The 24,725-nt window shown below is 49.5% G+C and carries 21 protein-coding genes; 5 read left to right on the forward strand and 16 right to left on the reverse strand.

Annotated elements, in window-relative coordinates; all coding sequences use genetic code 11:
• Nucleotides 1-2: 2 nt before the first annotated feature.
• Complete coding sequence (locus tag GVJ32_RS17925; protein WP_159241455.1) at nt 3-1,283, reverse strand: DsbA family protein; 1,281 nt, start codon at nt 1,281-1,283, stop codon at nt 3-5.
• A 135-nt stretch (nt 1,284-1,418) separates the two neighbouring features.
• On the opposite strand from GVJ32_RS17925, the gene GVJ32_RS17930 reads away from it, so the two are divergent.
• Together GVJ32_RS17930 and GVJ32_RS17935 are read left to right on the forward strand one after the other, a co-directional pair.
• On the forward strand, nt 1,419-3,779 hold the full coding sequence (locus GVJ32_RS17930) for a TonB-dependent receptor (RefSeq protein WP_159241456.1): 2,361 nt from the start codon (nt 1,419-1,421) through the stop codon (nt 3,777-3,779).
• A 33-nt stretch (nt 3,780-3,812) separates the two neighbouring features.
• A complete protein-coding gene (locus tag GVJ32_RS17935; protein WP_159241457.1) occupies nt 3,813-4,553 on the forward strand; it encodes an SDR family NAD(P)-dependent oxidoreductase in 741 nt (246 codons plus the stop codon).
• Nucleotides 4,554-4,627: 74 nt separating this feature from the next.
• On the opposite strand, the gene GVJ32_RS17940 is transcribed toward GVJ32_RS17935, so the two are convergent.
• The gene (locus tag GVJ32_RS17940) at nt 4,628-5,707 is read right to left on the reverse strand and encodes an NADH:flavin oxidoreductase (protein ID WP_159241458.1); all 1,080 of its coding nucleotides are present in this window, start codon (nt 5,705-5,707) and stop codon (nt 4,628-4,630) included.
• Between the two features lie 50 nt (nt 5,708-5,757).
• Nucleotides 5,758-6,603 carry a LysR family transcriptional regulator gene (locus tag GVJ32_RS17945; protein ID WP_159241459.1) on the reverse strand — a complete coding sequence of 282 codons (846 nt, stop codon included), beginning with the start codon at nt 6,601-6,603 and terminating at the stop codon, nt 5,758-5,760.
• Nucleotides 6,604-6,781: 178 nt separating this feature from the next.
• Here GVJ32_RS17945 and GVJ32_RS17950 point away from each other — a divergent pair, with 178 nt between their 5' ends.
• Entirely contained in the window at nt 6,782-7,744 is a 963-nt protein-coding gene (locus GVJ32_RS17950; protein WP_159241460.1) for an HPP family protein, read from the forward strand.
• On the opposite strand, the gene GVJ32_RS17955 is transcribed toward GVJ32_RS17950, so the two are convergent.
• The 10 genes from GVJ32_RS17955 to ftsY form a co-directional block, all read right to left on the reverse strand.
• Nucleotides 7,741-8,112 carry a hypothetical protein gene (locus GVJ32_RS17955; protein WP_159241461.1) on the reverse strand — a complete coding sequence of 124 codons (372 nt, stop codon included), beginning with the start codon at nt 8,110-8,112 and terminating at the stop codon, nt 7,741-7,743. The genes GVJ32_RS17950 and GVJ32_RS17955 overlap by 4 nt on opposite strands.
• Nucleotides 8,113-8,395: 283 nt before the next feature.
• Nucleotides 8,396-11,074: a TonB-dependent receptor domain-containing protein gene (locus GVJ32_RS17960; RefSeq protein ID WP_159241462.1), complete on the reverse strand. Its 2,679-nt coding sequence runs from the start codon at nt 11,072-11,074 to the stop codon at nt 8,396-8,398.
• A 150-nt stretch (nt 11,075-11,224) separates the two neighbouring features.
• On the reverse strand, nt 11,225-12,292 hold the full coding sequence (locus GVJ32_RS17965; RefSeq protein WP_159241463.1) for a FecR family protein: 1,068 nt from the start codon (nt 12,290-12,292) through the stop codon (nt 11,225-11,227).
• Nucleotides 12,289-12,852, reverse strand: a complete 564-nt coding sequence (locus tag GVJ32_RS17970; protein WP_159241464.1) for an RNA polymerase sigma factor — start codon at nt 12,850-12,852, stop codon at nt 12,289-12,291. Before GVJ32_RS17970 ends, GVJ32_RS17965 begins: the two co-directional genes overlap by 4 nt.
• A gap of 179 nt (nt 12,853-13,031) precedes the next feature.
• Nucleotides 13,032-13,727 (reverse strand): tRNA (guanosine(46)-N7)-methyltransferase TrmB, encoded by a 696-nt coding sequence (gene trmB / locus GVJ32_RS17975; protein ID WP_159241465.1) that lies wholly within the window; start codon nt 13,725-13,727, stop codon nt 13,032-13,034.
• Nucleotides 13,727-14,101 (reverse strand): DUF423 domain-containing protein, encoded by a 375-nt coding sequence (locus GVJ32_RS17980; protein ID WP_159241466.1) that lies wholly within the window; start codon nt 14,099-14,101, stop codon nt 13,727-13,729. Before GVJ32_RS17980 ends, trmB begins: the two co-directional genes overlap by 1 nt.
• Before the next feature lie 165 nt (nt 14,102-14,266).
• Complete coding sequence (gene rpoH / locus GVJ32_RS17985) at nt 14,267-15,115, reverse strand: RNA polymerase sigma factor RpoH (protein ID WP_159241467.1); 849 nt, start codon at nt 15,113-15,115, stop codon at nt 14,267-14,269.
• 123 nt (nt 15,116-15,238) lie between these two features.
• Nucleotides 15,239-16,270, reverse strand: a complete 1,032-nt coding sequence (gene ftsX / locus GVJ32_RS17990; RefSeq protein WP_159241468.1) for a permease-like cell division protein FtsX — start codon at nt 16,268-16,270, stop codon at nt 15,239-15,241.
• The gene (gene ftsE / locus GVJ32_RS17995; protein WP_159241496.1) at nt 16,257-16,937 is read right to left on the reverse strand and encodes a cell division ATP-binding protein FtsE; all 681 of its coding nucleotides are present in this window, start codon (nt 16,935-16,937) and stop codon (nt 16,257-16,259) included. The genes ftsX and ftsE overlap by 14 nt, the downstream gene beginning before the upstream one ends.
• Entirely contained in the window at nt 16,934-18,049 is a 1,116-nt protein-coding gene (ftsY, locus tag GVJ32_RS18000) for a signal recognition particle-docking protein FtsY (RefSeq protein ID WP_159241469.1), read from the reverse strand. Before ftsY ends, ftsE begins: the two co-directional genes overlap by 4 nt.
• Nucleotides 18,050-18,136: 87 nt before the next feature.
• Here ftsY and rsmD point away from each other — a divergent pair, with 87 nt between their 5' ends.
• Nucleotides 18,137-18,721 carry a 16S rRNA (guanine(966)-N(2))-methyltransferase RsmD gene (rsmD, locus tag GVJ32_RS18005; protein WP_159241470.1) on the forward strand — a complete coding sequence of 195 codons (585 nt, stop codon included), beginning with the start codon at nt 18,137-18,139 and terminating at the stop codon, nt 18,719-18,721.
• A gap of 128 nt (nt 18,722-18,849) precedes the next feature.
• Entirely contained in the window at nt 18,850-20,073 is a 1,224-nt protein-coding gene (locus tag GVJ32_RS18010; protein ID WP_159241471.1) for an NADH:flavin oxidoreductase, read from the forward strand.
• Nucleotides 20,074-20,077: 4 nt separating this feature from the next.
• Here GVJ32_RS18010 and GVJ32_RS18015 read toward each other — a convergent pair whose 3' ends face one another.
• The 3 genes from GVJ32_RS18015 to GVJ32_RS18025 all read right to left on the reverse strand — a co-directional run bounded on the left by GVJ32_RS18015 (nt 20,078) and on the right by GVJ32_RS18025 (nt 24,563).
• Nucleotides 20,078-20,524, reverse strand: a complete 447-nt coding sequence (locus GVJ32_RS18015; protein WP_159241472.1) for a hypothetical protein — start codon at nt 20,522-20,524, stop codon at nt 20,078-20,080.
• Nucleotides 20,525-20,551: 27 nt separating this feature from the next.
• Entirely contained in the window at nt 20,552-21,046 is a 495-nt protein-coding gene (locus GVJ32_RS18020) for a nitroreductase family deazaflavin-dependent oxidoreductase (protein ID WP_159241473.1), read from the reverse strand.
• Between the two features lie 154 nt (nt 21,047-21,200).
• Nucleotides 21,201-24,563, reverse strand: a complete 3,363-nt coding sequence (locus GVJ32_RS18025) for a DUF2126 domain-containing protein (protein ID WP_159241474.1) — start codon at nt 24,561-24,563, stop codon at nt 21,201-21,203.
• Nucleotides 24,564-24,725 lie beyond the last annotated feature (162 nt).

Raw genomic sequence — 24,725 nt, forward strand, 5'->3', positions numbered from 1 at the left:
GTTCACTGATTCGCGGCAATTCGCCGCTGCAATTCATCCAGCATCCACATGCGGTCATTACCCCAGCTGGTAAATTCCCCCAAACGAAAACTGGGCACTCCCCAAAATCCCATATCTTGCAAAGCATCGAGATTGGTCTGGGCATAGTTTGGCAAGGGCTCTTGCAAACAGCGCTGCGCCGCCGCCCAATTGATTCCTGCCCTCTCGCAGACTTTACGCAAACCCCTATCAGTGGACAAATCGATAGCCTCTGCCCAAGCACCCCGCCCCGCCGACACCAAGAAATCAAGTTGCTGCCCCGCGCCATCCGCCAAACTAAATACCTTTAAGCAACGCAGCGCACCCTCGCCAATGGGGTCGCTAATCAAGCCAAAGGGAATCCCTAAATTTTTCGCCTCACGAGCGGTGTCATGAACGATATACATACGCTTAGCGAGGGGAATTTTAAAACCACGCATCGCCATCGGCAGTACTGGCCGCACGTCTAGCGGAAGCGACAAGGACGATAGGCGCTGCTGCAATTGCACCGCAGCGAGGTAGGAATATGGGCTGCGAAAACTGAAGAAAAACTCTAAAGGCGTATCCACCGCAGGTGTCCCGCCAAGCTCGGCTGCATTTGCTGAGCGCGACAATTGCAGAGCACCGTCATACAACTTGGCGCGACCAAGAGCCGCACACAAAGCCTCTGCGCGATCCACCCCCCAAAACCAGTCACCGCGAAACTGCCACATGGCTGGCAGGTAATGACCTAAGCGTTCGCGGCGCGTATTGTTAGCCTGTATTTCAATGTCGGTGTCCACCGGCGTGGCTAACTTGCCTGCATCAAATGGCTGCGTTTTCTGGCCAGAAAAAAGCGCCGCCGACACCTCCCACTCCCGCTGTATAAATTCCTCTAACGAGATGGCTCCATGTAAATATCGACTGCCGCTTGCCAGTAGATCGGCGCTCGGTAGTGTATTCATCGCCACCGTTTTAAGCCCATAAGCCGACGCCAAACGCGGCACATCCGTCAGCGCAAACTGACGCTGCTTGTCTATTGCAGGATAAATAGGGCTCTCGTGCTGAGACACCAAGCGCACACGAATCTTTACCTTGCTCTGCGCCTGCAAGCGCGGCAGCAACTGTGCCGCCAAATGAGAGTGCGGGTCTCCCGCCGCATAATAAAACTCCAGCTCATCCGGTGTATTGTCACGGGCTGCTCGCCGCCGCTGAGCGAATTTATATCCGCCAGCCACTAGCTGAATCACTCTGGCCTTGAATCTCGCCTTGGTCGGCACCGCCATGACACACCACACTTTTTCTTATTAGTTGAGCGATACTAGCAATTTTATTTACACAGTGTAAACCCTGTGATAGTTTGAGCCAAAATAACAACAATGGGGAAGCAATAAGCGCTCCCCAGAATAAAGGTTTCAACAATGATGTCATTTCGCAAAGTCCGCGTTTTCACAAATCCCACAATGCTTGGTAGCGCACTACTCCTAGGGCTGAATAGCAGCGCAATCGCGGCACCCCAGCTCGAAGAGGTCATTGTTACGGCCCAGAAGCGCAGCGAAAATCTTCAGGACGTACCGGTCGCGGTGTCGGCCATCACCGCCGACCAGCTCGACGATATTGGCTTCAACGATATCGCCGATATTGCCGCGCAAGTACCGTCACTCATTGTATTAACCAATATCAGCCCGCTATCGGCGACCTTCCGTATTCGCAATATCGGCAACGCGGGCAATATTCCCACCTTTGAACCCGCCACGGGCTTATTCATCGACGGCGCCTTTCGCTCACGCTCTGGCATGGGTATTGGCGATTTAGCCGATGTGCAATCGGTAGAAGTGCTCAAAGGGCCGCAGAGTACACTGCACGGCAAGAACGTCACCGCTGGGGTTATTAGCGTCACCACCAAAGCCCCCAGCGACACACTGGAAGGCATGGTGGAAGCCAGCCTAGGTGATGACCAGCTACAACAATTAAAAACCTCCATCAGCGGCCCACTAACAGACTGGCTAAGTGGTCGCGTGAGCTGGGTAGAAACCCACCGCGACGCATGGATAAATAATACGATAGGTGCTGACAGCGACAATCAGGACAGCCGCGCAATTCGCGGACAGCTGCAAGCCGATTTTAGCGATCAACTCAGCGCCCGCCTGATTGTCGGCTACAGCGAAAAAGATCTGAATCCCATGAGCGGCGACGTGTATTTAAGTGAAGCCGCCAAAACCATTATCGCCAATGCCGGCGGCAAGACCAGTATCGCCAACGATCCAAGCGATCGAAAAGTTGAATACCGAGACAACACTACCTTCGCCAGCGAAAGCAATGACGTTATTCTCAAAGTCGAATACTCCCTCGACAGTTTTAGCCTCACCTCTATTAGTAGCTACGACGATTATGAAAGTGCCAATGGTGTAAATGATGTAGAACAGCAAAGCTTGCAGGTTGCCGACTTCCTCGACGTACAGAACGGTCACTCCTTTTCTCAAGAGCTGCGCTTTGCATCAAATGACAATGCTCGTCTAAATTGGCTAGCCGGTCTGTTCTACTACGAAAACACCTTTATTCGCGGCGACCGCGAGCGTCCAGAATTCATTGCTCAACAGGACATCGCCGCCTACGGTGATGCGGTTGCCGACTATCAAATATCCCTTGGCTTCCTCCCTATCAACCTGTTACCACTTACTATTCCCGCGCTCGGGGTTGCTGGGGATCGCGGCGACTACTACGTCAAACAACAGACCGAGAGTTTTGGCATCTTTAACAAATACGACCTATCCCTTTCAGAGCAATGGCAGATGTCACTGGGGCTTCGCTACTCCTACGAGAAAAAACACGGCCAAATAGAACAATCTAACCAGCTGTCCGTGCTGGGCTGCGTACCACCGCTCAATACCAACCTGCTTTGCAGCGTCACCCCTGACGGCGGTAACTACGATGGCACACTAGATTTCGAAGCGATCACCGGCGCTTTTTCGAGCAGCTACTTTTTAACTGCCGATAGTATGATTTACGGCTCGCTTTCCACCGGTTTCAAAGCCGGCGGTTTTAGCCTGCAAAATGGCACCGCCACCGACGATTCCCGCCCCTATGGCGAGGAAAACGTTACCAATTACGAGGTCGGTATAAAAAGTGAATTTCTCGACAAGCGGGCGCGGATAAATGCCGCCGCGTTTTATACTGAGTACGAAGACTTTCAAAATGCCAGCTACGCGGGGCTGATTTTTGTGGTGAACAACGCTGAATTAGTCACCGTTAGTGGGATAGAAATCGACTCTACCTTCATTCTCACCCCATCACTTATTGCCAACGTCAATCTCGCTTATATCGATACCATTTACGATAAATACACCGGCGGACAATGCTACTACGGCAGAGCCCCTGACAACGACCTAGACCAGTGTGATCTCAGCGGCGAAAACCTGCCTTCAGCCACCCGCATTAAGGGAAACATCGCGCTAAATTATTACCGCCCAATGCTTTCCGGTGAGTTCTATACGCGCTTAGACTATCTTTATAACGGTGACGCCAACAACAGCGCCTCGCTGGACCCCCGCGCTGAAACCAGTTCCTACGGCATCACCAATCTGCGACTAGGATGGCAAAATGGCCAATGGGACTTGGCGCTGTGGGGTAAAAATATAAGCGATAAAAATGCCATTGCCCAGACCGCACCGGCCAATATTCACACCCAAGTAGATCGTAATGTAGGTGCGACAGAAGGCTCCTATCAAGCCTTTACCATACCGCCGCGCAGCATCGGCCTGACTGCCCGTCGATACTTCTAAAACCTCATCGACATTTAAAACAGGAGACAATTAGTGCCACACACACTCATCATTACCGGCGCCAGCGCGGGAATTGGCAAAGCCCTAGCGTGGGAGTTTGCCCGCCGCAATTGTCGACTGGGTTTAACCGGCCGACGTCTCGAAGCGCTAGAACAATTGCAAAGTGAACTGCATGAGCAGACCGGCGTTGAGGTACACATAGCTCGCGTAGATGTAGACGAGACAGACATCGTTGAACAAAGCGTGCTGGCCTTGTGTGCAAAACTGGGGGAGGTGGATAGCATAATCATTAATGCGGGCATCAATAATTTTACCCGTGTTGGAAATGGCCAGCTAGCTGACGAAACTGCAATTATCCGTACCAATCTCATTGGCGCAATGGCCACCGCCAATGCCGCTGTCAGTTACTTTCTAGAAAAAGGCCGCGGCCAAATTGTCGGCATTTCTTCTCTGGCATCATTACAGCCTATTCCTAGCCAAGCGGCCTATTGCGCCTCCAAGGCGGGAATATCTATGTATTTAGACGCACTGCGTATAGAACATAAAGATAACAATATTGACGTTACCCAAATACGCCCCGGTTTTATCAAAACCGAGATCATGGAAAATATCGATCGCTATCCCTTTGCTATTTCTGCAGAACAGGCAGCAAAAGAAATGGCCAAAGCCATACTCGCTCGCCGCAAAGATGTGTTTGTGCCACGCTTCCCTTGGAGCCTGTTTCGCCCAGCATTGGGTCACTTACCCGATAAAATCTGGAAACGCTTCAAATAATAGCTGCGCCCTGACCGCTTAAAAAATATAACAACCATGCAACACAAAAACGGCATGGTTTTTATTTCTCATTATCAAGACGCAATAAAATCGGGCCACTGCCCACCCACGTAATCGATAAATCTCTCACTCAACCCTTCGGCCAAAAGGTATTCACGACTCACGGGAATACGGTTTGGGACAAAGCCGTTATCTGATTTCAATAACGCCGGGTAGTTGTGATGCAGCATCGCCGCACGCCCCATCAACACAAAATCTAAACCTGCATCTAAGCAGTAGTTTATATCTTCTGGCGTATACACTTTTCCCGCCGCGGCCAAACATATCGCACCGCGATCAAGCTCGGTAAAGTAAGAAAGCAAACTGCGCCCCTGTAAGGCTTCATCAACGGGCTCTTTGTAAACATTCCATGCAGAAATATCGAGAAAATCAATTTCCTTTTTCTCAAACAATACTTTGGCCGTAGCAACCGCTTCCTCTAATTCAATTCCGTGACGCTCTGGCGTAAGCCGCACGCCAAGTAAAAAATCCGCGCCGCAACGCTCTCGAATTCCCGTAATAATATCAAACAATACCCGCGATCTATTTTGTAACGTACCGCCGTATTCGTCGGTACGATAATTAAACTCCGAACTTAAAAACTGACAAATAATGTAATTGTGCGCCGCGTGTAATTCCACACCATCAAAGCCTGCCGCCTTGGCACGCTCTGCGCCTTTTATAAAATCCTCAATCAGACTTTTCACTTCACCGTGACTTAAACCGCGAGCTGAAAATTTCTCTGATGGCGAGGGCGCAACTGGCACTTCCCCAGTTAACTCACGGGGCGAACGCAGCCCCGCATGATGTAACTGCACTACAGCAAGGCTACCCTGAGATTTTATTTTCTTTGCCAGCTTTTTTAAGTTAGGGAGATGATTGTCATTGAAGATTCCGAGCTGCCCTGGAAAGCCCTGCCCGCTACTATTAACATGGGCGGCGGCGGTCATGGTAATGCCAAAGCCACCCTCGGCGCGCATTGCCAACCACTTAATTTCTTCGTCAGACAAGGATCCATCAACGTTACTTTGGGTATTCGTTAACGGCGCCAAAGCCAATCTATTCGGCATGATTTTACCGCAAGGAAATTTCATTTTTTCAAATACATTTGTCATTCAATTTCTCTCTATTCGTATAGCGAATTAAAAACACTTTCCTGCGAAAACTAAACCTGCCACTCGGAATGATCCCTTACGACATTACGCAATCCCTCAAGCGCAATTGGCAGCTCTGATCGCGAATTCGTGGCGCGATACACCAAATACACAGGATGCGTAAACTCTGGCGAATCCGCCACTCGTTCCAACTCTCCGCTGCGTAAGTAAGGCTCAACAACACGGGTTCTAAAATAGCCGTTGCCGCCACCGCTCAACATAACGTGCAAGGCTAAAGGCCCCAAATTAAATGTAAACGCCGCTTGTCGCGGCTGAGGCAAAGCGGCGTCGTACTGAGTCCTGAATTCTGAGCCCCAATCAACAAATAAATTTGGTTTGGTATTGTTCGGCACTTGTACATGAACCAATTTTTCTTCCAATAACTGCTCAACCATTACCCCTGATAAATAATTGGGGCGATGTACAATAACCGCATCAAGAAAACCCTTTTCAAGTTTTGCGAGCAAGCTAGACGCATCAGCGACATCTGTATGCACCGCCACACTGGGGGAATTAATTTGCAGCCAGCTCACCCAGTTTGTTAACACTGGGTTCCACAAGCTGGTTTCAGCGCCAATACGTAATCGGGACTCACGCCCCCTTGGCAATTTCATATCAGCTTTCGCGCATTCCCAGCTCTGCACGAGATTTCTGGCATAGGCAACAAAGCGCTCGCCTTCAACGGTTAAACGCGCACCACTGCGATTGCGAATGAATAGCTGGCAATCGACCGTTTCTTCCAACGACTGCACCCGCGCCGTTACAGTTGTCTGGCTAACGTGCAGGCGCTCAGCGGCACCGCAAAAACTTCCCGCACTCATCACCTCTAAAAAAGTACGAGCCAACTCAATATCCATTTAAGGCTCCATCACTAAGCGCAAAGTCGGATTACAGCTTTAATTCCGAATTTATGAATTTAACTATCATATATATTCATTATACGAATTTAAAGCAAGCCTTTACCATTCACGCCCCAATATGTGGCTAGTCATAGTGCATGCGCACCAAAATCACCCATAAGCTGTAAAGAACTAAATGCGTAACTTTATTAATGAACTCGGCCTCGTTATCGGCATTGAACAAAACACCACCAGCCAGCTTGAAAAGCTACTGTCTGGCTTAGGCGGTTTTTTTGGGATTAGCCTGTGCTACCTGATATCGAATATGTATGTTTCAGGCCCCGCAAGCTTACTCATCGTAGCCTCTGCCGGCGCCTCCGCGGTACTTGTGTTTGCCGTCCCCCATGGCGCACTGTCACAACCTTGGCCGGTCATCGGCGGCCACCTTATATCTGCCACCATTGGCGTGTATTGCCAACAACATATTGCGGACGTTCAGATTGGCGCCGCCGTCGCCGTCGGACTAGCCATATTTACAATGTACCATTTACGCTGTTTACATCCACCAGGTGGCGCCACTGCACTTTTTGCGGTAGCCGGTGGTAGCAGCATATATAACTTAGGTTACGCCTACGTCATTTTTCCTGTGCTCTTAAATGCACTTGCCCTTGTAAGCTGCGGCGTGCTGTTTAATGCCTTATTTAGATGGCGCCGCTACCCCGGCCACTGGTTCCGTCGAGAATACGCGGGCTCAACACCCGTCGTTAAACCGGGATTCCGTCATATCAGCACCGATATTGCCCAAGAAGACTTTGCCGCGGCGCTACATCAAATGAACTCATTTATTGATGTTACGCCTGACGATTTAAGCGAATTATTTGAGCTAGCATCACGCAGCGCCCGACGCCGGACACGAAAGCCCTTAAAGATTCAGCCCGGCCTGTGCTACAGCAATGCGGCACGAGGCGATCAATGGGCGGTAAGAGAAGTGCTAACCATAGACGGAAAACGCATTACCTTCCGTATCGCAGCAGGTAAAAGCAATGATATCGTCGGGGTCGATGACTCATGCTCAGTCCGCACATTCAAGCAGTGGGCTCGCTGTAAAGTCATTATGTCGAGTGGCTTGTGGGTGCCCTGCGAGCTGACTAATGACTAGTCTTTAGCGTAAAAATGAATCCATACGTCGCGCACATCGAGTACTAAAGACAAGCCGTTACAGACCGCAAGCGTCAGTAGATATATTTTATAATTACCCTCTGCCAATGGAATTTCACGCAGCACGAAATACAGCAAAGGTATCCATAAAATATGAGCCAAACCGAGTACCCGCTGATAGCCGACCATACTAAACATCAGCAACATCGCGCTTGCAGAGATTAAAAAAGTGGCAAAGATCGTTTTCGCCAGCCACTCATCCCAAAACAATAAGCTTGTTAAATTAGCCGCCATAAGTATCGCGACCCAAATAACAATCCACATGGACTGGCGCAATAGTTCGACAAAAAACATTAATGGATTAGTCATAATCTCGGCTCTCATTGTTATTATTTAATTCGCTAAACTAGCAATAAATCATAGCACTCGATAAAAAGACCAAGCCACGCCGCACTTGTTACACGGGAACGGTAATTTCAACACGTCTTTTATCACATAGCGCATCTAAGACCGTCGGTCTGTCAATTTAGCTAAACTTGCTGAGCATAAAGATACGGAAAAGGAGCATCTGATGAAGAGAAAGCACTTTATGAAGAAAGAAGGGACGACCAAGACGCCATCCCTTCTTTAATTTACGAGTAAGCCCTAATAATTAGAAGTTTAATCGCCCACGTATGGCGAAGGTTCTGGGCCGCTGTACCAAACCAAAATGCGTACCACTGAACAGCGGCATGTCATTCGCGTAGCTAAAGGTCTGCTCATCGGTCAGGTTTCTCGCCACTAAAGCAACATCCCACTTCCCATTATTCGGCCCAATACTCACCGAGGCATTTACTTTGATGAACGAGTCTTGAATTATGTTTGGATCAAGATCACCCGCGGCATAATACTCATCGGAGTAATTCACATCTAACTGGCTGGTCAATTCAAACACGCCGAAGTCATGAATATGAATGGCCGAAACAGAGCCCGTTAGCTCAGGCGTATCTTGATTGGTTCTACCACTAAGGTCATTAGTACCTGCCGCCGAACATGCCGCGCCGTTTGCGAATCCGCCGTCGGCTATCTGCGCCGCCGTACAACCTGCAGTGCGGTAGTCCTCAAACTCGAAGTCGACATAACCCAAGGAACCCTGTAAGCGGAATTCAGGACTCAACTGCCAACGGCCATCCACTTCAATACCGCGGGTGGTTGCTGAAGCAGCATTCGTGACGATATAACTGGTACTCCCCGTAAATTGAGTAGTTTGTAAGTCGTCAAATTTCACCTGAAATAATGCAACGTTTAGTTCAGCAGCACCATTCAAGAAACGCGTTTTACTACCCAGCTCAAAGGCCAAAGCCTCTTCGTTTTCGTATTCAGCTTCGTCGGGGTCAGCACTCAAGGCAATGGAGTTAAAACCACCGCCTTTAAAGCCTTTCGACACACTGGCGTAAAGCATAGTCTGCTCAGTTGCATCCCACTGCACATTTATGGATGGCGACACATCCTCTTCCGTGCGGTCTAGTGAAAATTGATGTGGCACCGCTTCGAGTACCGCAACCGAGTAGAAGTTTAATACGTCAGGGTCGGTAATCGCCGCGCCAGTATCTGGATCAAACAAGCTCGCAAGCTGATCAGCGGTTTTTTCTTCTTTACCGTAACGCAAACCCGCCGTTAATCTCACTGTATCGCTTAGCGTCCACGTGCCCTGCGCAAAGGCAGCGAAGATATCAGATTGCTGATCTAAAAAATTACGCCTTGTTGTCCACGGCAAATCGATAGGCGCGCCCAATGCCGCACTGGCAAATGGGCCGTTCAACGTTAAGTCCAGCCCCGTTTCTAAATCTGCTTCTTGCCAGTACAAGCCCGCGATATATTCAAAGCGACCACCGGCTTCAGAGGCAAAACGCAGCTCAACGCTCTTCTGTTCAAACTCTTCTGAATCTCGCGCCCGCAATACATCTAGCGGGTTGTAATCAACATCTTGGTCACGCACAAACTGATAGTTAGAGTAACCGAGCAAGGCTGTCCACACCCCAGCGCTGACGGCGTAATCGGCACGGAACATCAGTTCATCACTGTCGCCGTCCATTTTGTGATTGCTGCCAATATCTAGCTGCGGCGAGCTATTGCCAATTTTGCTTTTGCCGTCGATATTATCTTCAACCCCTAAGGCTCGAAGGGTAGCTGCAGAGGGGCCGCCTACATTAAACACCTCATAGGGTGCACCCGTAATATCAAACTCACTATGCTCAAATTTAAAGTTTGTCGATAAGACGTCACTGACATCCCAGTCGAGGGAAAGTCGTCCACCCCACTCGTCGTTATTGGGAGTGCTCTCGTTGTAATAACTATTATCAACCCAGCCCTTGTCCAGCGTCCGCTGAAGTAACGCCAGCCGGCCTCGAACGCTATCACTTATAGGCCCGCTAAAATGAGCCTGTATTTCAGTTTCCTCGTGCTCGAATTCATGCATAAGCGCGACGCTAGCCTCACGTTCTTCGGTAGGCTTAGCGGAGGTAATATTCAAAGCACCACCAATCGTGTTTTTACCAAACAAGGTGCCCTGCGGCCCACGCAGCACTTCGATTAAACCTACGTCTAAAAATGCAAATCGTGATTGCACGCCACGGCCTCGGTAAATCCCATCGACGTAAATCCCTACCGACTGCTCACCACCAGCTTGGCTGTCTGAGTTAATACCGCGAATAGAAATAGTGTCGCCAATGGTATTTTCTGACACGCTAAAATTGGGGATATATGCCGATAATTCTTCAAAATCAGGAATTCCCGCATCCTTAATTTTGTCTCCACTAAACGCCGATATAGAAATGGGGACATCTTGTAAGCCCTGCGCACGTTTTTGGGCGGTCACAATCACCTCCTCTAACGCCGTAGGTCGGCTAGAAGCCTGCGCATCAGCCGATTGCGCCCCGGCAGAAACCGAAAACGTAGCCACAATTGCCGCGGCCAACCGTGTTAATAATGGAGTCTTATTTGAATTTTTCACCATGTCACATTCCTCTTCTGACGAGTTACCGTCAGTTTTTGCTAGCTTATTAGTGGTTACAGCCAGCACGCCATCCTTGCGGAATTCAGGGTATAAACCAGTGCCTTCAAGTAAGATTTGAACCGCTTGGTAACGACTAAACTCACCCCGCAGGGCCTTAGAGGTTTTACCTTGGGCGGACTCAAATGCAAAAATGAACGTCACCTTTGCCTGCTCAGCAAATTGGATAAGTGCTTGGTCTGCACTTTGGCGAGGAATATCGAAGGGTATTTTTATACACGCCGCAGCCTGCGCGTAAGTCACACTGCTAAGAAAAAATAGCAGCGCGACTAATTGCACTGGCAAGCGCCGTAAATTAGAAGCTTCGCCTTCCCCGCCCACGTATAAATTACGTGTGCAGCAAGAAGACGAATGAGCCTTTAGTTTCCGCCAATGATTATGGAAAAAAAATGGCACAATTAAATTGCAATCCCTGTCTTATGTACCAATCTACCTCCTAGTTAAAATAACTTTTTCGGCACTGATACGCTGCGAAGTGACATTAAAATTCTCTTTTAAGCTTGCTAGCAAGCCCTCTACATCACCGGTGCGAAACAAACCTGCCACTCGCAGCCGCTTGAGATCTTCATCCTGAATCACAAACTCAACGGGAGTATAACGTTCGATTTCGGCAATAGCTTCTTCCAAAGATTCACCTCGAAAAACTAAACTCCCTTTCTGCCACGCCAGTTGAGCACGAACATCTTCCGCTTGAATTGACTGTACTTTCTCGACGGCGTCGCCCAATAACATTCGCTGCCCCGCGGCCACCGGCGCGACTTTAACAGAATTAAATACGGGCTCAGCTTGTTTTTTACCTACTGAATGACCACCGACAAGTGTTTCACGCCGGCGCGCACCGACCAACACCTTACCCTCGGTCACAATCAACTCGACTCGCTTGTCCGCTTTTATCTCTAAATTAAAAGCAGTTCCCACTGCTCGCACCATTTGGTCTCCCACATACACAATAAATGGTCGCTGTTGATTGTGCGCAACTTGAATATGCACCTCACCGCGCTCAAGGTAAATTTGGCGTTGCAAGGTGCTATATACAGTGCGAATTCGAGTATTGGTATTCAAGGTTAACTGAGAGCCGTCGAGCAAAGTCACGGTGGACTGCTCGCCTCGACCAGTGTCAAAACGGTTTTCTGCTTGACTGCTGGCAATGTCCGTTGCCGGCATAACCAAGAACCGCCCCGCCCCCCAAGCCCCGACGAGCAGCGCGACAACCAATACGAGCCCCACCGACAGTATTGCCGAAGGCCGCTGCCACTGCCTTTTTTCTTTACGGTATTCAGGCTCAGGAAATATCTCTGCCAAGCGCGCCAACTCATCCATATCATCCCACTGATTGGATAGGGACAATAAAGCCTCTCGATTTTCAGGCTTGGCAAGCAGCCACTCATCCAANCGCAGTTGTTCTTCCGCGCTAAGACCACGCTCAAGTTTTGCCAACCACTCACTGGCGCGATACTGGGCGTGCTGATGGTTTGACAGATCATGAACATTACTCATCGACGCACCCCTTTCGTCTTGCTAGACGACTCCCTCTGCGTCAATGTGGCACTTGGCGCGTCTAAAGCCAAATGTCGCGCACAAAGTATAATGCCCCGCGCAATGTGTTTTTCTACCGTACTTTCTTTAAGACCTAATTTTTTAGCGATTTCTCTTTGAGAATGGCCATACACTTTTTTAAGCACAAACACCCGCCGACACTGCAAAGGCAACAGTCGGACGGCTTCGCAAAAGCGGGCAAACTCTTGATTTGAAACACTTTGACGATAAGGATCACAATCATCACGAGCAGCTAAATCCTGCTCGGCCTGAAAATCTAGCGGCCCACTCAAGCGCTGTTCCGCGCGTTTAATGTGATCAAGCGCCAAGTTACGTGCGGTTTTCACCATAAAGGCGCGCGGCTCTCGCAGCTCGCCCTTCACTTTGCTCTGGCAGACCCTAACGTAGGTTTCCTGCACAATGTCTTCTATTTCATGGGGAGGAACAATACGCGACACAACCGCTGCAAGCAGCGATTTACAGGACAAAAAGGCAGTATTGATTAAATCATTTGCAGGCAAGGGCCCACCCCCAGACGAGATTCAGTGCGTATATGACGAATCTCAGAGCATTTTCCACCTAAGTCTAGACAAAAAAAATTTACAGATTGCCTCCACTAAACTCTAGCGGAGCCATACTGAGTACAGATAAGTGCATCGACTCACCTTAAAATGGCAATCTTTCGCGCCGTATCGTTTTATTACTCACTCTTAGTAAACAACAAATCCCACACCCCATGCCCCAAACGCTCACCGCGCTTTTCAAACTTCGTAATGGGGCGATAGTCTGGACGTGGCGAATACTCTCTGTCACCCGCCATATTGCTGTAGCCCTCGGCCTCGCTCATTACGTCCATCATGTGTTCGGCGTAATTTTCCCAGTCGGTCGCCAAGTGCAGTACACCGCCGACGTTTAATTTGCTGCGTATCGCCTGCACAAACTGTGGCTGGATAAGGCGGCGCTTGTGATGACGGGCTTTATGCCAAGGGTCGGGAAAATAGACCTGGACGCGACTTAAACTATTATCAGGTATGCACTGCGCCAACACCTCTACGGCGTCGTCCTCGTAGGTACGCACATTTTTCAGACCGGCGTCCTGCACCAAGTACATAAGACGACCAACGCCGGGGGTGTGAACCTCTACGCCGATAAAATCATTTTCTGGAGCATTGGCAGCCATTTCAGCGAGGGAATCCCCCATACCGAAACCAATTTCAAGCACCACCGGCGCCACACGCCCAAAGGTATTTTCAAAGTTTTGCATGCCGTCGCTGCGCTGCAAGCCGAGCTCAGCAAGGTTAATCTCATAGGCCCTACGCTGACCGTCGGTCATTCTTCCGGTGCGAAGAACAAAGCTTTTAATCCGGCGCCGGATAGGTGCGACATTCTCAGTCATTACATCGCTTTCCATGCAGAGTAGGCCAAACACGCCCAAGCCACTAAAAACATTAAGCCACCAATCGGGGTGATCGCGCCCAGCCACCGTGTTCCGGTTAATGCCAAGGCGTACAAGCTGCCGCTGAAAACGAGCATCCCCGCAAAAAATAAAACGGCGGATATTCGCAATGACAGATGCTGGACGCCACTATGCATAAGCACGCCGACGACAAGCAAAGCGAAGCAATGATAAAAATGATATTGAACAGCGGTTTGATACACCGCCATCATGTCGGCAGGCAAGCTCGCCTTTAAACCGTGCGCGCCAAATGCGCCTAAACCAACCGCCAAGAATCCTAGAACCGCCGCCACAAAAAGCGTTAGGGAAGCCATGTGTATACCCAGATAGTAATTGATGGCGCTATTGTACGGATCTCGGCGGGCTTAAAAAAGCCAAGCGCCGTAACAACGCTATTAAATGACGCCACCTTTCTTCTAGGCGAAAATGAAAAAGCCCCGCATTGCGAGGCTTTTCAGAAAAAATTGCGGCACCAGAAACTACGCTTCCATTGCTGCCCGCAGTTTTTTCATTGCGGCTTGTTCAAGCTGGCGGATACGCTCAGCTGAGACACTGTAACGATCGGCCAGATCATGCAAGGTCGCCTTGGTATCACCTAACCAACGGCTTTGCAGAATGTCGCGGCTACGCTCGTCAAGGTCAGACAAAGCCAACGACAGGCTCTGGTGATTACTCTCTTCCAGATCATTGGACTCTAACAATAAAGCAGGATCAGCGCTGTGGTCTTCAAGGTAGTGAACTGGCGCTACAGGGCCGCGCTCGTCGTCGGTATCGGCATCAAAACCAACATCCACTGAACTCAGACGACCTTCCATTCTGCGCACCTCGGCAACGTCTACGCCTAGGTCAGCAGCAACGGCATGCACTTCATCATTACTCAACCAAGACAGCTGCTTTTTAGCGCTGCGCAAATTAAAGAACAATTTACGCTGTGCTTTAGTCGTCGCAATTTTAACAATGCGCCAGTTGCGTAGCACGTACTCGTGAATCTCAGCCTTAATCCAATGAACAGCAAATGACACCAAGCGCACGCCTTTTTCAGGGTCAAAACGCTTAACGGCCTTCATTAGGCCTACATTGCCTTCTTGGATCAAATCAGCTTGAGCCAAACCATAACCCTTATAACTTTTAGCAATATGCACAACAAAACGCAGGTGCGACATAACTAATTGACGTGCCGCCTCGACGTTGCCGTGGTAAAACAAATCTTCAGCCAACTCGCGCTCACGCTCTGCGCTAAGCACAGGGATGCTACCGACCGACTGAATATATGCAGAGAGATCACCACCCGGCACAAGCTGCTGTATCGGCTGTAGATGGGTACTCATTGCACATCCTCCTAAAATTCGTTGATGAAACTACACTTTACACCGCTGCTTATTAGAGTACCAAACGCACTAAAGTTCAAGTACCCGTAAAAATCCACCCGTAACGGAGGGGATTACAGCAAATCAGCGCGGCTCAATGGCGCGTAATTCACGCCCCACTACCAACCATGCCCCCAACAGGCCCAGCATGGCGGCAAATAGCCACAAGATTATAGTATCGAGAAAGCCTAGACCCAATAGGTGAAAGTCACTCTGGTAAGACTGCGATAAATCAGCAATAGGGCCACGTAGCCACCACAGGCCGCTTTGCACCAAGATCCACGCCACCAAACCACCACCTAGACCGTACCACAAACCGGTGTACAAAAATGGTCTGCGCACAAAGGCATTGGTGCCGCCGACGAGCTTGACGACTAGAATTTCGGCCCGCCGCCCTTCTATTGCCAATTTAATAGTATTACCAATAATCAGTAGCACACCAACCGCAAGCATGGCACCAAGTGCCAAGGTTAAGCGGCGCCCGAGCTCGGTAATACGATTTAGGCGCTGCAACCACTCCATATCTAGCTTTGCCAAATCAACTTCTGGTAACAGCCCTAGCGACGCCTGTAATTCCGTCACCGCAGCGGCAGAAACATTGGCCTCGCGGGGAGTCACCACGATTAAGCCGGGCAGTGGGTTGGCATCAAGCTGATCAAGTACGTCGCCAAACCCCGAACTAGCACGGAACTCTTCCAGCGCGGCGTCTGGAGAAATATAGTCCGCAGAAACAACACCGTCGCGCTCAGCAATATTACGCCGTAGCGCTTCTGCCTGCCCACTATTCACATTGGGCTTTAAAAATAATGATATACGCGCCGCACCTTCCCAACCATCACTAACGGCATCGATATTATTCAAGCCTACATACAAGCTTGTCGGTAGCGCCAAGGCGATAGCGATCACCAAGGTAGTCATAATAGAGGTTGCCGGACGAGCAACAAGACGACGCAAGCTGTCTATTGCCACCTGCTGATGATGGCTGCGGTAGCCCGCAAGACGATCACTTAAACTGGTCTTGTGCTTTAACGCACCCTTAGCGTCTTTTTTGCCTGCCGGTGCCTGCAGCTGGCCCAAACGGCGCTTATTCATTCTATTCTGTTTATTCGGGGACATTGTCATCCCCTCCCCGTGTGACCAATTTCCCACTGCGCAAAGTCAATAAGCGATAGGGCATCCGCGCAATCAAACCAAGATCATGAGTGGCTATAAGTACGGTCACGCCGACCTGCTTAAATTGTTCAAACAAATGCATAATTTCAGCGGACAATTGCGGATCGAGGTTACCCGTGGGCTCGTCGGCCAATAATAAGGCGGGCTTATTCACCACCGCGCGGGCAATCCCCACCCGCTGCTGCTCTCCCCCAGACAGGGTAATAGGATTTTTCCGCTCCTTGTCTAGGAGGCCCACCTTGTCTAAGGCCGCCCGCACGCGACGACCAATGTCTCGGTGCCCATAACCAGCAATAATTAGCGGCAACGCAACATTGTCGTAGACGGTGCGGTCAAACAATAACTGATGATTCTGAAAAACCACCCCAACATCGCGGCGCACTTCTGGTATCCGCCGCGCTGGTAGGCTCGACAAATTCCGCCCACCGACAATAACTTGTCCAGAGCTGGCTCTCTCCATCACCATAATCAGCTTCAGCAAGGTACTTTTACCCGCACCACTGTGGCCGGTTAAAAAGCGCATTTCGCCGCGAGGAATATGGAAGCTCAGGTTAGTGAGCGCCTCATAACCACCTTCGTAACGCTTGCAGACCTGATCAAACTCAATCATTGCTTTTGCTGCCACCCAAATAAGGCACCGACAAACTCATTGGCTCGAAAAGGACGCAAATCCAAAATACCCTCGCCCACACCAATAAATCGAATCGGAATACCAAGCTGCTTGCTAATCGCAAAGACGATACCGCCCTTTGCCGTGCCATCGAGCTTCGTTAAAGTCAGGCCGGTAACACCGACCGCCTGCTGAAAATGCTTGGCTTGAGACAGCGCGTTTTGACCGGTGCCAGCGTCTAACACCAGCATCACCTCATGAGGCGCATCGGGGTCGAGCTTTTTAAGCACCCGAACGACCTTTTTCAACTCTTCCATCAAGTTGTCTTTGTTGTGTAAACGGCCAGCAGTGTCGGCTATCAAAACATCGATATCTCTTGCCTGTGCCGCCTGCAAGGCGTCAAACAGCACCGATGCACAATCAGCCCCCGTGTGTTGTGCGATAACAGGAACATCATTGCGCTCGCCCCACACCTGGAGTTGTTCCACCGCCGCAGCGCGGAAGGTATCACCCGCCGCCAGCATGACGGAACGCCCCCCCGCCTGAAACTGCTTTGCCAGCTTGCCAATGGTGGTGGTCTTACCAACACCGTTAACCCCTACCATTAAAATGACATAGGGTTTGTCGCTGGCAGGAATCACTAGTTCCTCTTCTGCAGAGGCGAGCATCGTACTCAGCTCTTGCTGCAGAGCTATATATAAGGTTTCTGGGTCATTTAGCTCTTTGCGGGACACGCGACTAGTCAGATTGCTAATTATCGCTTGCGTCGCGTCGACCCCCACATCAGCCATCAGCAAATGGGTTTCGATCTCTTCTAGTAATTCGTCATCAATTTCTTTGCGGCCAAGGAATAAATTAGCCATACCTTCGCCGAGCTGCGCACCAGTCTTGCTTAGACCTTCACGAAAGCGAACCAGCAGTGATGCCTGCTCTTCTGGCGACAGCTCCAGATGCTGCCACGGCGCCACCTCAGCATCATCGATAAAGCCCTCGGCTGCGGCTAGGGCTGCCAAGTCTTCTTCCGAGCCAACAAAAGACTCTTTAAAACGGGTAAATAAACCCTTCTTTTTAACTTCCGGCTCTAGTTCCGACGGTGTCGCGTTATCTGTCATGCAGGTATATAAATTCCGAGTAAGGTTTACAGTAAAAATAAAAGGCTTATCCTACCATTTCTCTGAGTAACTGGCACCGGAATACCCATGCGCAAACCGCAAGGCCACCACAGCAAAGAAACACACGGCATGCTTAGAATCATCGGCGGCCAATGGCGCAGTAGAAAATTACACTTTCAGGCCGCGGAAGGACTACGCCCCACCAGTGACCGAATTCGGGAAACCCTTTTTAACTGGCTTAGCCCTCATATTCACGACGCCCATTGTCTAGATTTATTCGCCGGCTCGGGCGCCCTAGGGCTAGAAGCGTTATCACGCTATGCGGCTCACTGCGATTTCATCGAGACCGATAATACGACTTGCCGACAAATACGTGATCATCTCGCCACACTAAAATGCACCGCGGCATCCGTGCACTGCCAAAGTGCTGAGGCGTATCTGGCGACCACTGAGGTAAAACACCGTATTATTTTCCTCGACCCCCCGTTCCACAAAAATTTGTTAGAGCCTGTTATTTTAGCTCTAGCCGACAAAGCCTTAGCCAATGACACACTCATCTATATTGAAACCGCAGCGGATGAGGCCTTACCAGCATTACCCACACATTGGCATATCGACAAAGAGAAGAAGGCCGGCCACGTCAGTTATCGTCTAATCTCTGTCCACACCTAATCAAATACGCTGAGCATAGCGACTTTGGAGAGACTCCCTAGCCCGAACTGAGTATTCAATTAACACTCCGTCATGCCAACAATAGGAAAATAGAAAACACCTACGCATAATAAAAAATGGAACACCCTATGAGCGGCACTCAAACAGACATCTTCGCGCAGGATTACACTAAGGACTGTTTTTCCGCCGCCGCGATCAATGGCCTTCAACTCAAGAATCGTTTCATTAAAGCCGGCACCTTCGAAAACATGACACCCAGTGGCACGCCCTCTCAGCAGCTAAACGATTTTCACGGCACACTGGCAGATGGTGGTATCGCCATGACCACCCTCGGCTACTGCGCTGTGGAAATGGACGGTCGCCTCAACGAAAATATGATGTATATGCACGAGGATATTAGGCCACAACTCAACGAACTGATTGACGACCTTCATGCACGAGGCACCAAAGTATCTGGGCAAATGGGACACTGCGGAGGTTTCTCTAAAAATCGCGAACTCAGTCGTCGACGCCCGCTCGGCCCCAGCTTTGGCCTGAATGGTCTTGGTCTATCTCGGGGCATGTTATTTTGTGATGCCATGACCACAAAAGACATCAAAAACTTAATCACTAGCTACCGAGAAGCGGCTGCCTTCATGAAGTCTGTCGGCTTTGATGCCTTAGAAATCCACTTTGGTCACGGCTACGGTCTGTGCCAATTTATGAGCCCCAAAACCAATAAGCGTAAAGACAATTATGGCGGCAGCTTTGAAAATCGTATGCGTCTGCCACTGCAAGTGCTAGCCGCCGTTCGTGACGCGGTAGGCAGCAATTTTCCATTATTGGCAAAAATCAGCATGACCGAAGGTGTTCGTGGTGGCCTTCACTATGACGACGCGGTCGAGATCAGTAAGCTATTAGATGAAGCTGGCATCGATGGAATTATCACCAGTGGCGGCACCAGCACTATGAACCCCATGATCATGTTTCGTGGCGGCAATATTTTACCGGGAATGCTACGAACTGAAGAAAGTCGGCTGATGCGTTTTGCACTGCGTCTAATGGGTAAATCTATGTTTAAAGACTACCCCTATCACGAGCTGTATTTTCTAGAGCAGGCGAAACGAATACGTGATGCAGTGTCCTGTAAAATGATCTATGTTGGCGGAGCAAGCAGCAATGCTAGCTTCACTACGCTAATGGAACAGGGCTTTGATTTTATTCAGCTAGGCCGCACCTTACTTAGTGATCCCGATCTACCACTCCGCGCTAAAATGGATACAGGCTTTGTTAGCCGCTGCACCCATTGTAACGACTGCGTTAGTACTATCGAAAGTCCAAATGGTATTCACTGCACCCAATTTTCAAGCTAATAAGTTATTTTGCCTTACGACCAAGAAGATTAAATATAAAAATAGCGAAAGAAATAATCGGCAAGGTTCCCGGAATATAAAACCCGTATACCACAATAGCTTCTAAACCCGTTTCCGGCGCAATCAAACGCTTACCAATAAATAGCGCATTGATGATCGGGCCAACAATATTGGCATAACAGCCCAGCACTAAAATAATGCGGGCTATATTTATAAATTTGCCATGAACGTCGATACGCAGCCAGACACCCGCGACAGCCAAAACCACCAAGCCATTAACAAGGCCCTCCATATGCGCAAAACGCCACGCACCGTAGATCGGACTTGTAACATCTTGTGTTGCGGCCGCGATAGAAAAACCAATTCCAGCCAGCAAACCCAAGAATAATATAATTACGCCGTGCAAGGCCAAACTATGCTGTTGCTGTACAGCGATGGATGAATCAGTCATGTTCCGCTCCGTAGTTATTGGCGTAAATTATTGAGGTTTACAAATAAACACGGGGATATCGCGATCAGTTCTCGCCTGATATTGATCAAAGTCTGGATACAGACTCAGTAAATGCGGCCACAACTCACGCTTCTCATCGTCATTCGCCTGACTGGCCAAGTACGCTTTTTTGTCACCGCGAACCATGATGTCGATCTCTGGCTTCGCCGCAATATTAAAGTACCACTGGGGGTGTTTTTCCATACCGCCCTGCGACGCCACCAAGAGCTTATTGTCGCCCCACGGCAAATGAATCAGTGCGATTTCACGTCGTTCACCACTTTTACGCCCAGTCATACCAACGATACAAATAGGGTAGCCACCGGGGAAATTCTTTAATACACGACCACCACTTTTCTTATACACCCAGACATTGAAGCGCGTGTAATGCTTCATCACCCGCTGAATTAGTCTTTGCCATTTCAACGGGATTTCATCGACATCTTCCCGACGAGTTTTCACATAATCGAGCTTTTTGGGCATTTTATTATTCTCTTAATTATCAACCAGCTAATAGTAAGTGAATTCACGGGCAACAAGCGTCGTCCGTCTGGAGGGGAAGGTTCAGAAGAAAGTAGGAAAAACCTGCCATAGCGCAATGGATCAAACTATAGCAGGCCGTGTTCACGGATTGATTCTAACCGTTCCAATTAGGCTTGCGGCGTAAATCTAGGGTATGCGGATACTCACCAGGTGACTCTTCTGGTGGTGGCGCCATGGGTCTTGGCAGTTCTGGGAAAAATTCACGCACTGCGTCCAAATCGGGTCTTGGCGTATACGGCCCCGGTGTATGCGCCACGGTACTAAAGCGATTACCACGACGTGACTCAGCCTCAAATGCGTTCACAGGGAAGGTCTCGTAGGTTCGCCCACCGGGATGTGAAACATGATAGCTACAGCCGCCAATAGAGCGCCCTGTCCACGTATCTATTAGATCGAACACCAAGGGCGTATGTACGCCAATTGTGGGATGCAAAGCCGAAGGTGGTGCCCATGCGCGGTAACGCACCCCAGCAACGTACTCGCCATGACGACCAGTATTTGCCAATGGCACTCTGCGACCATTACACGCAAGAACATAACGACTATCGGTTAACCCTGTAAGTCTAACCTGTAGGCGCTCCACCGATGAATCGACATACCGCGCGGTGCCGAAGCTACCGATTTCTTCACCCAGTACGTTCCAAGGCTCTACCGCCCAACGCAATTCGATTTCAATCTCGTCGAGCTTTACGCGACCATAATGTGGAAAACGAAACTCTTCAAAGGGAAGCAACCACTCCGCTTTAAAGGGATAGCCGGCACGCTCAAGCACCGCAACAACGTCCTTCATGTCCTGCCATAAATAATGTGGCAGCATAAACTTGTCATGTAATGACGTACCCCAGCGAACCAGTGGTTTTTTATACGGCTCATTCCAAAAGTAAGCAACCAATGTTCGTATCAAGAGTGCCTGAACCAAAGACATGCGGCTGTGCGGGGGCATTTCAAAGCCACGGAACTCCAACAAGCCTAGACGGCCAGTGGCGCTGCCCGGCGCATACAATTTATCGATACAAAACTCGGCGCGATGGGTATTGCCTGTAATATCGATAAGCAAGTTGCGCATCAATCTATCCACCAGCCAAGGCTGGTCTGCAAGCCCATCTGGCATTTGCTGGAATGCAATTTCCATCTCGTACATCATTTCATCACGACCTTCATCAGCACGCGGTGCCTGACTGGTCGGGCCAATAAACGCACTGGAAAAAATATACGACAAGCTCGGATGATGCTGCCAGAACGTGACCAAACTTCGCAGTAAATCTGGACGCCGAAGAATCGGGCTATCGCTCGGTGTCACACCGCCCAAAGTAATGTGATTCCCGCCGCCGGTACCGGTATGACGACCATCAAGCATGAATTTTTCCGCAGCAAGACGCGACTCACGCGCAGCGGAATACAGCTCAGTGGTATTCGCCACCAAGTCCTTCCAGTTAGATGTGGGGTGAACATTCACTTCAATGACACCAGGATCGGGAGTCACCAAGAGCTTTTGTATACGCGGATCGCGAGGCGGTTCATAGCCTTCCAAAATTACCGGCACACTCTGCTCTTTTGCGGTTTCTTCAATTGCAGCTACCAACTCCACGTAGTGCTCAAGACTATGCAGCGGCGGCATAAATATATGGATTTTACCTCCTCTTGCCTCCACACACATGGCGGTTCGAATTAAGGGCTGGGCATACTTTAGCTTCTCCGCTACGGCTTTTGATGCGCTCTGTAAACGCTGAGGCGTTGGTGCTTTAGCCTCAACAGGAAAATGGATATCTAATCGCGGCTGCAAGGGGATGCGCTCATCAAAGGGATCGCGATCTGGCTGAATATCTGGTTCTTCTAACTCCGGTAAATCGCCAAGCGGTAAGCGCAGTCCCATGGGTGAATCACCCGGCGTTAAAATGAGACGTTCGCGCTTTACATTCCAAATACTACTCACCCACTCGCCAGCGACCGACCCCCACGCCAATGGGACGATATAGCCAGTCGGATCTTTAAAACCCTGTTCAAGCAAGCGAGCAAGGCGACGTCGACCTAAATCATCGCTGATTTTAGACGCAAGAATATCGATGTTTTTAGGGATTTTTTGCTCCTGTAAAAGATAGTGCAAAGCATCTTCATACGCTGGCTGAACATAGTCATTCGCCAAGCTGAGCTTCTCAACCAGACTGAGTGCGAACTGCTCAGACGTCGTCACATTATGACCATAGTCTTTGTCTACTCTGGCCAATAGCGCTGCGTCCATCCACAGCGGTTCATTGTCTTTACGCCAAAATAATCCTAATGCCCAGCGCGGTACTTCTTCGCCGGGATACCACTTACCTTGGCCGTAATGTAATAAGCCCTGAGGTGCAAAATGGTTGCGCAATTTCAGCAATAAGGTTTTTGCCAAACTTAATTTATCCGCACCTAAGGCATCGATATTCCACTGCGCCGACTCCATATCGTCAACGGAGACAAAGGTTGGCTCCCCACCCATGGTGAGCCGCACATCATTCTTGACCAAGTCTTCATCAACCTGCTCGCCAAGTAACAAAATATCCGCCCATTGCTCATCGCTATAGGGTTTTGTTACTCGTGGATCTTCGTGCACTCGCTCAACGACGTTGGAATAATCGAACTCAACTTCACACTCGTCGGTATAGCCTTCTATTGGCGCCGCAGAAACGGGATCTGGCGTGCAAGCCAGAGGAATATGGCCTTCACTCGCGAACAAGCCTGACGTAGGATCAAGCCCGATCCAGCCCGCGCCGGGAATATAAACTTCGCACCAAGCGTGCAAATCGGTGAAATCTTCCTCAGGGCCACTTGGGCCATCTAAGGATTTCTCGTCAGAGGTTAATTGCACCAAATAGCCTGAGGCAAACCGTGCCGCGATACCTAAATGACGAAACAGCTGCACCGCCAGCCACGCAGAATCACGGCAGGATCCTTTAGCAAGTTGCAGGGTCTCTTCCGGGTCCTGCACTCCTGGCTCAAAACGCAGGCAGTACTCTATTTTCTTTTCCAATATTTGATTCACTTCAACCAAAAAGTCATTCACTGGACGCTTTCCAGTTGAAATAGATTTCAATAATTTTGCAAATAACTTGCCCTGTTTTTCTTTGGCGAGATACGGTGACAGCTCTTTTTTAAGTTGCTTTTTGTAATAAAACGGAAACTTCTCTGCGTATTCTTCAACAAAAAAATCAAATGGATTAATAACCGTCATATCGGCAAGAACTTCTACCTCTACCGAGAACTTTTCCGTTTTTTCTGGAAAAACTAAACGAGCAAGATAGTTTCCAAATGCATCCTGCTGCCAATTTAGAAAATGCGTCTCTGGCACAACTTTCATGCTATAGCTGTGAATCGGCGTTCTGCTATGCGGAGCTGGCCTCAGGCGTATCACATGCGGAGACAGATTTACCAAACGATCAAAGCTATAGTAAGTCTTGTGATGAATAGCCACGCGAATTGTCATTACTTCTCCTGCGAAAATCGCATTTATATCAACATCCGTTTAATTATCTTATTACGCCAACCGAGCAATTCACCCCTCTCGCCCATATTCGAAAAGAATTTGGGCCTTCGAGTATAGGCAATAAGCTTTACAAGTCAGCGACAAGATAAGCCGATCGTACTA

The organism is Zhongshania aliphaticivorans (assembly GCF_902705855.1).
Lineage (GTDB): Bacteria > Pseudomonadota > Gammaproteobacteria > Pseudomonadales > Spongiibacteraceae > Spongiibacter > Spongiibacter aliphaticivorans_B.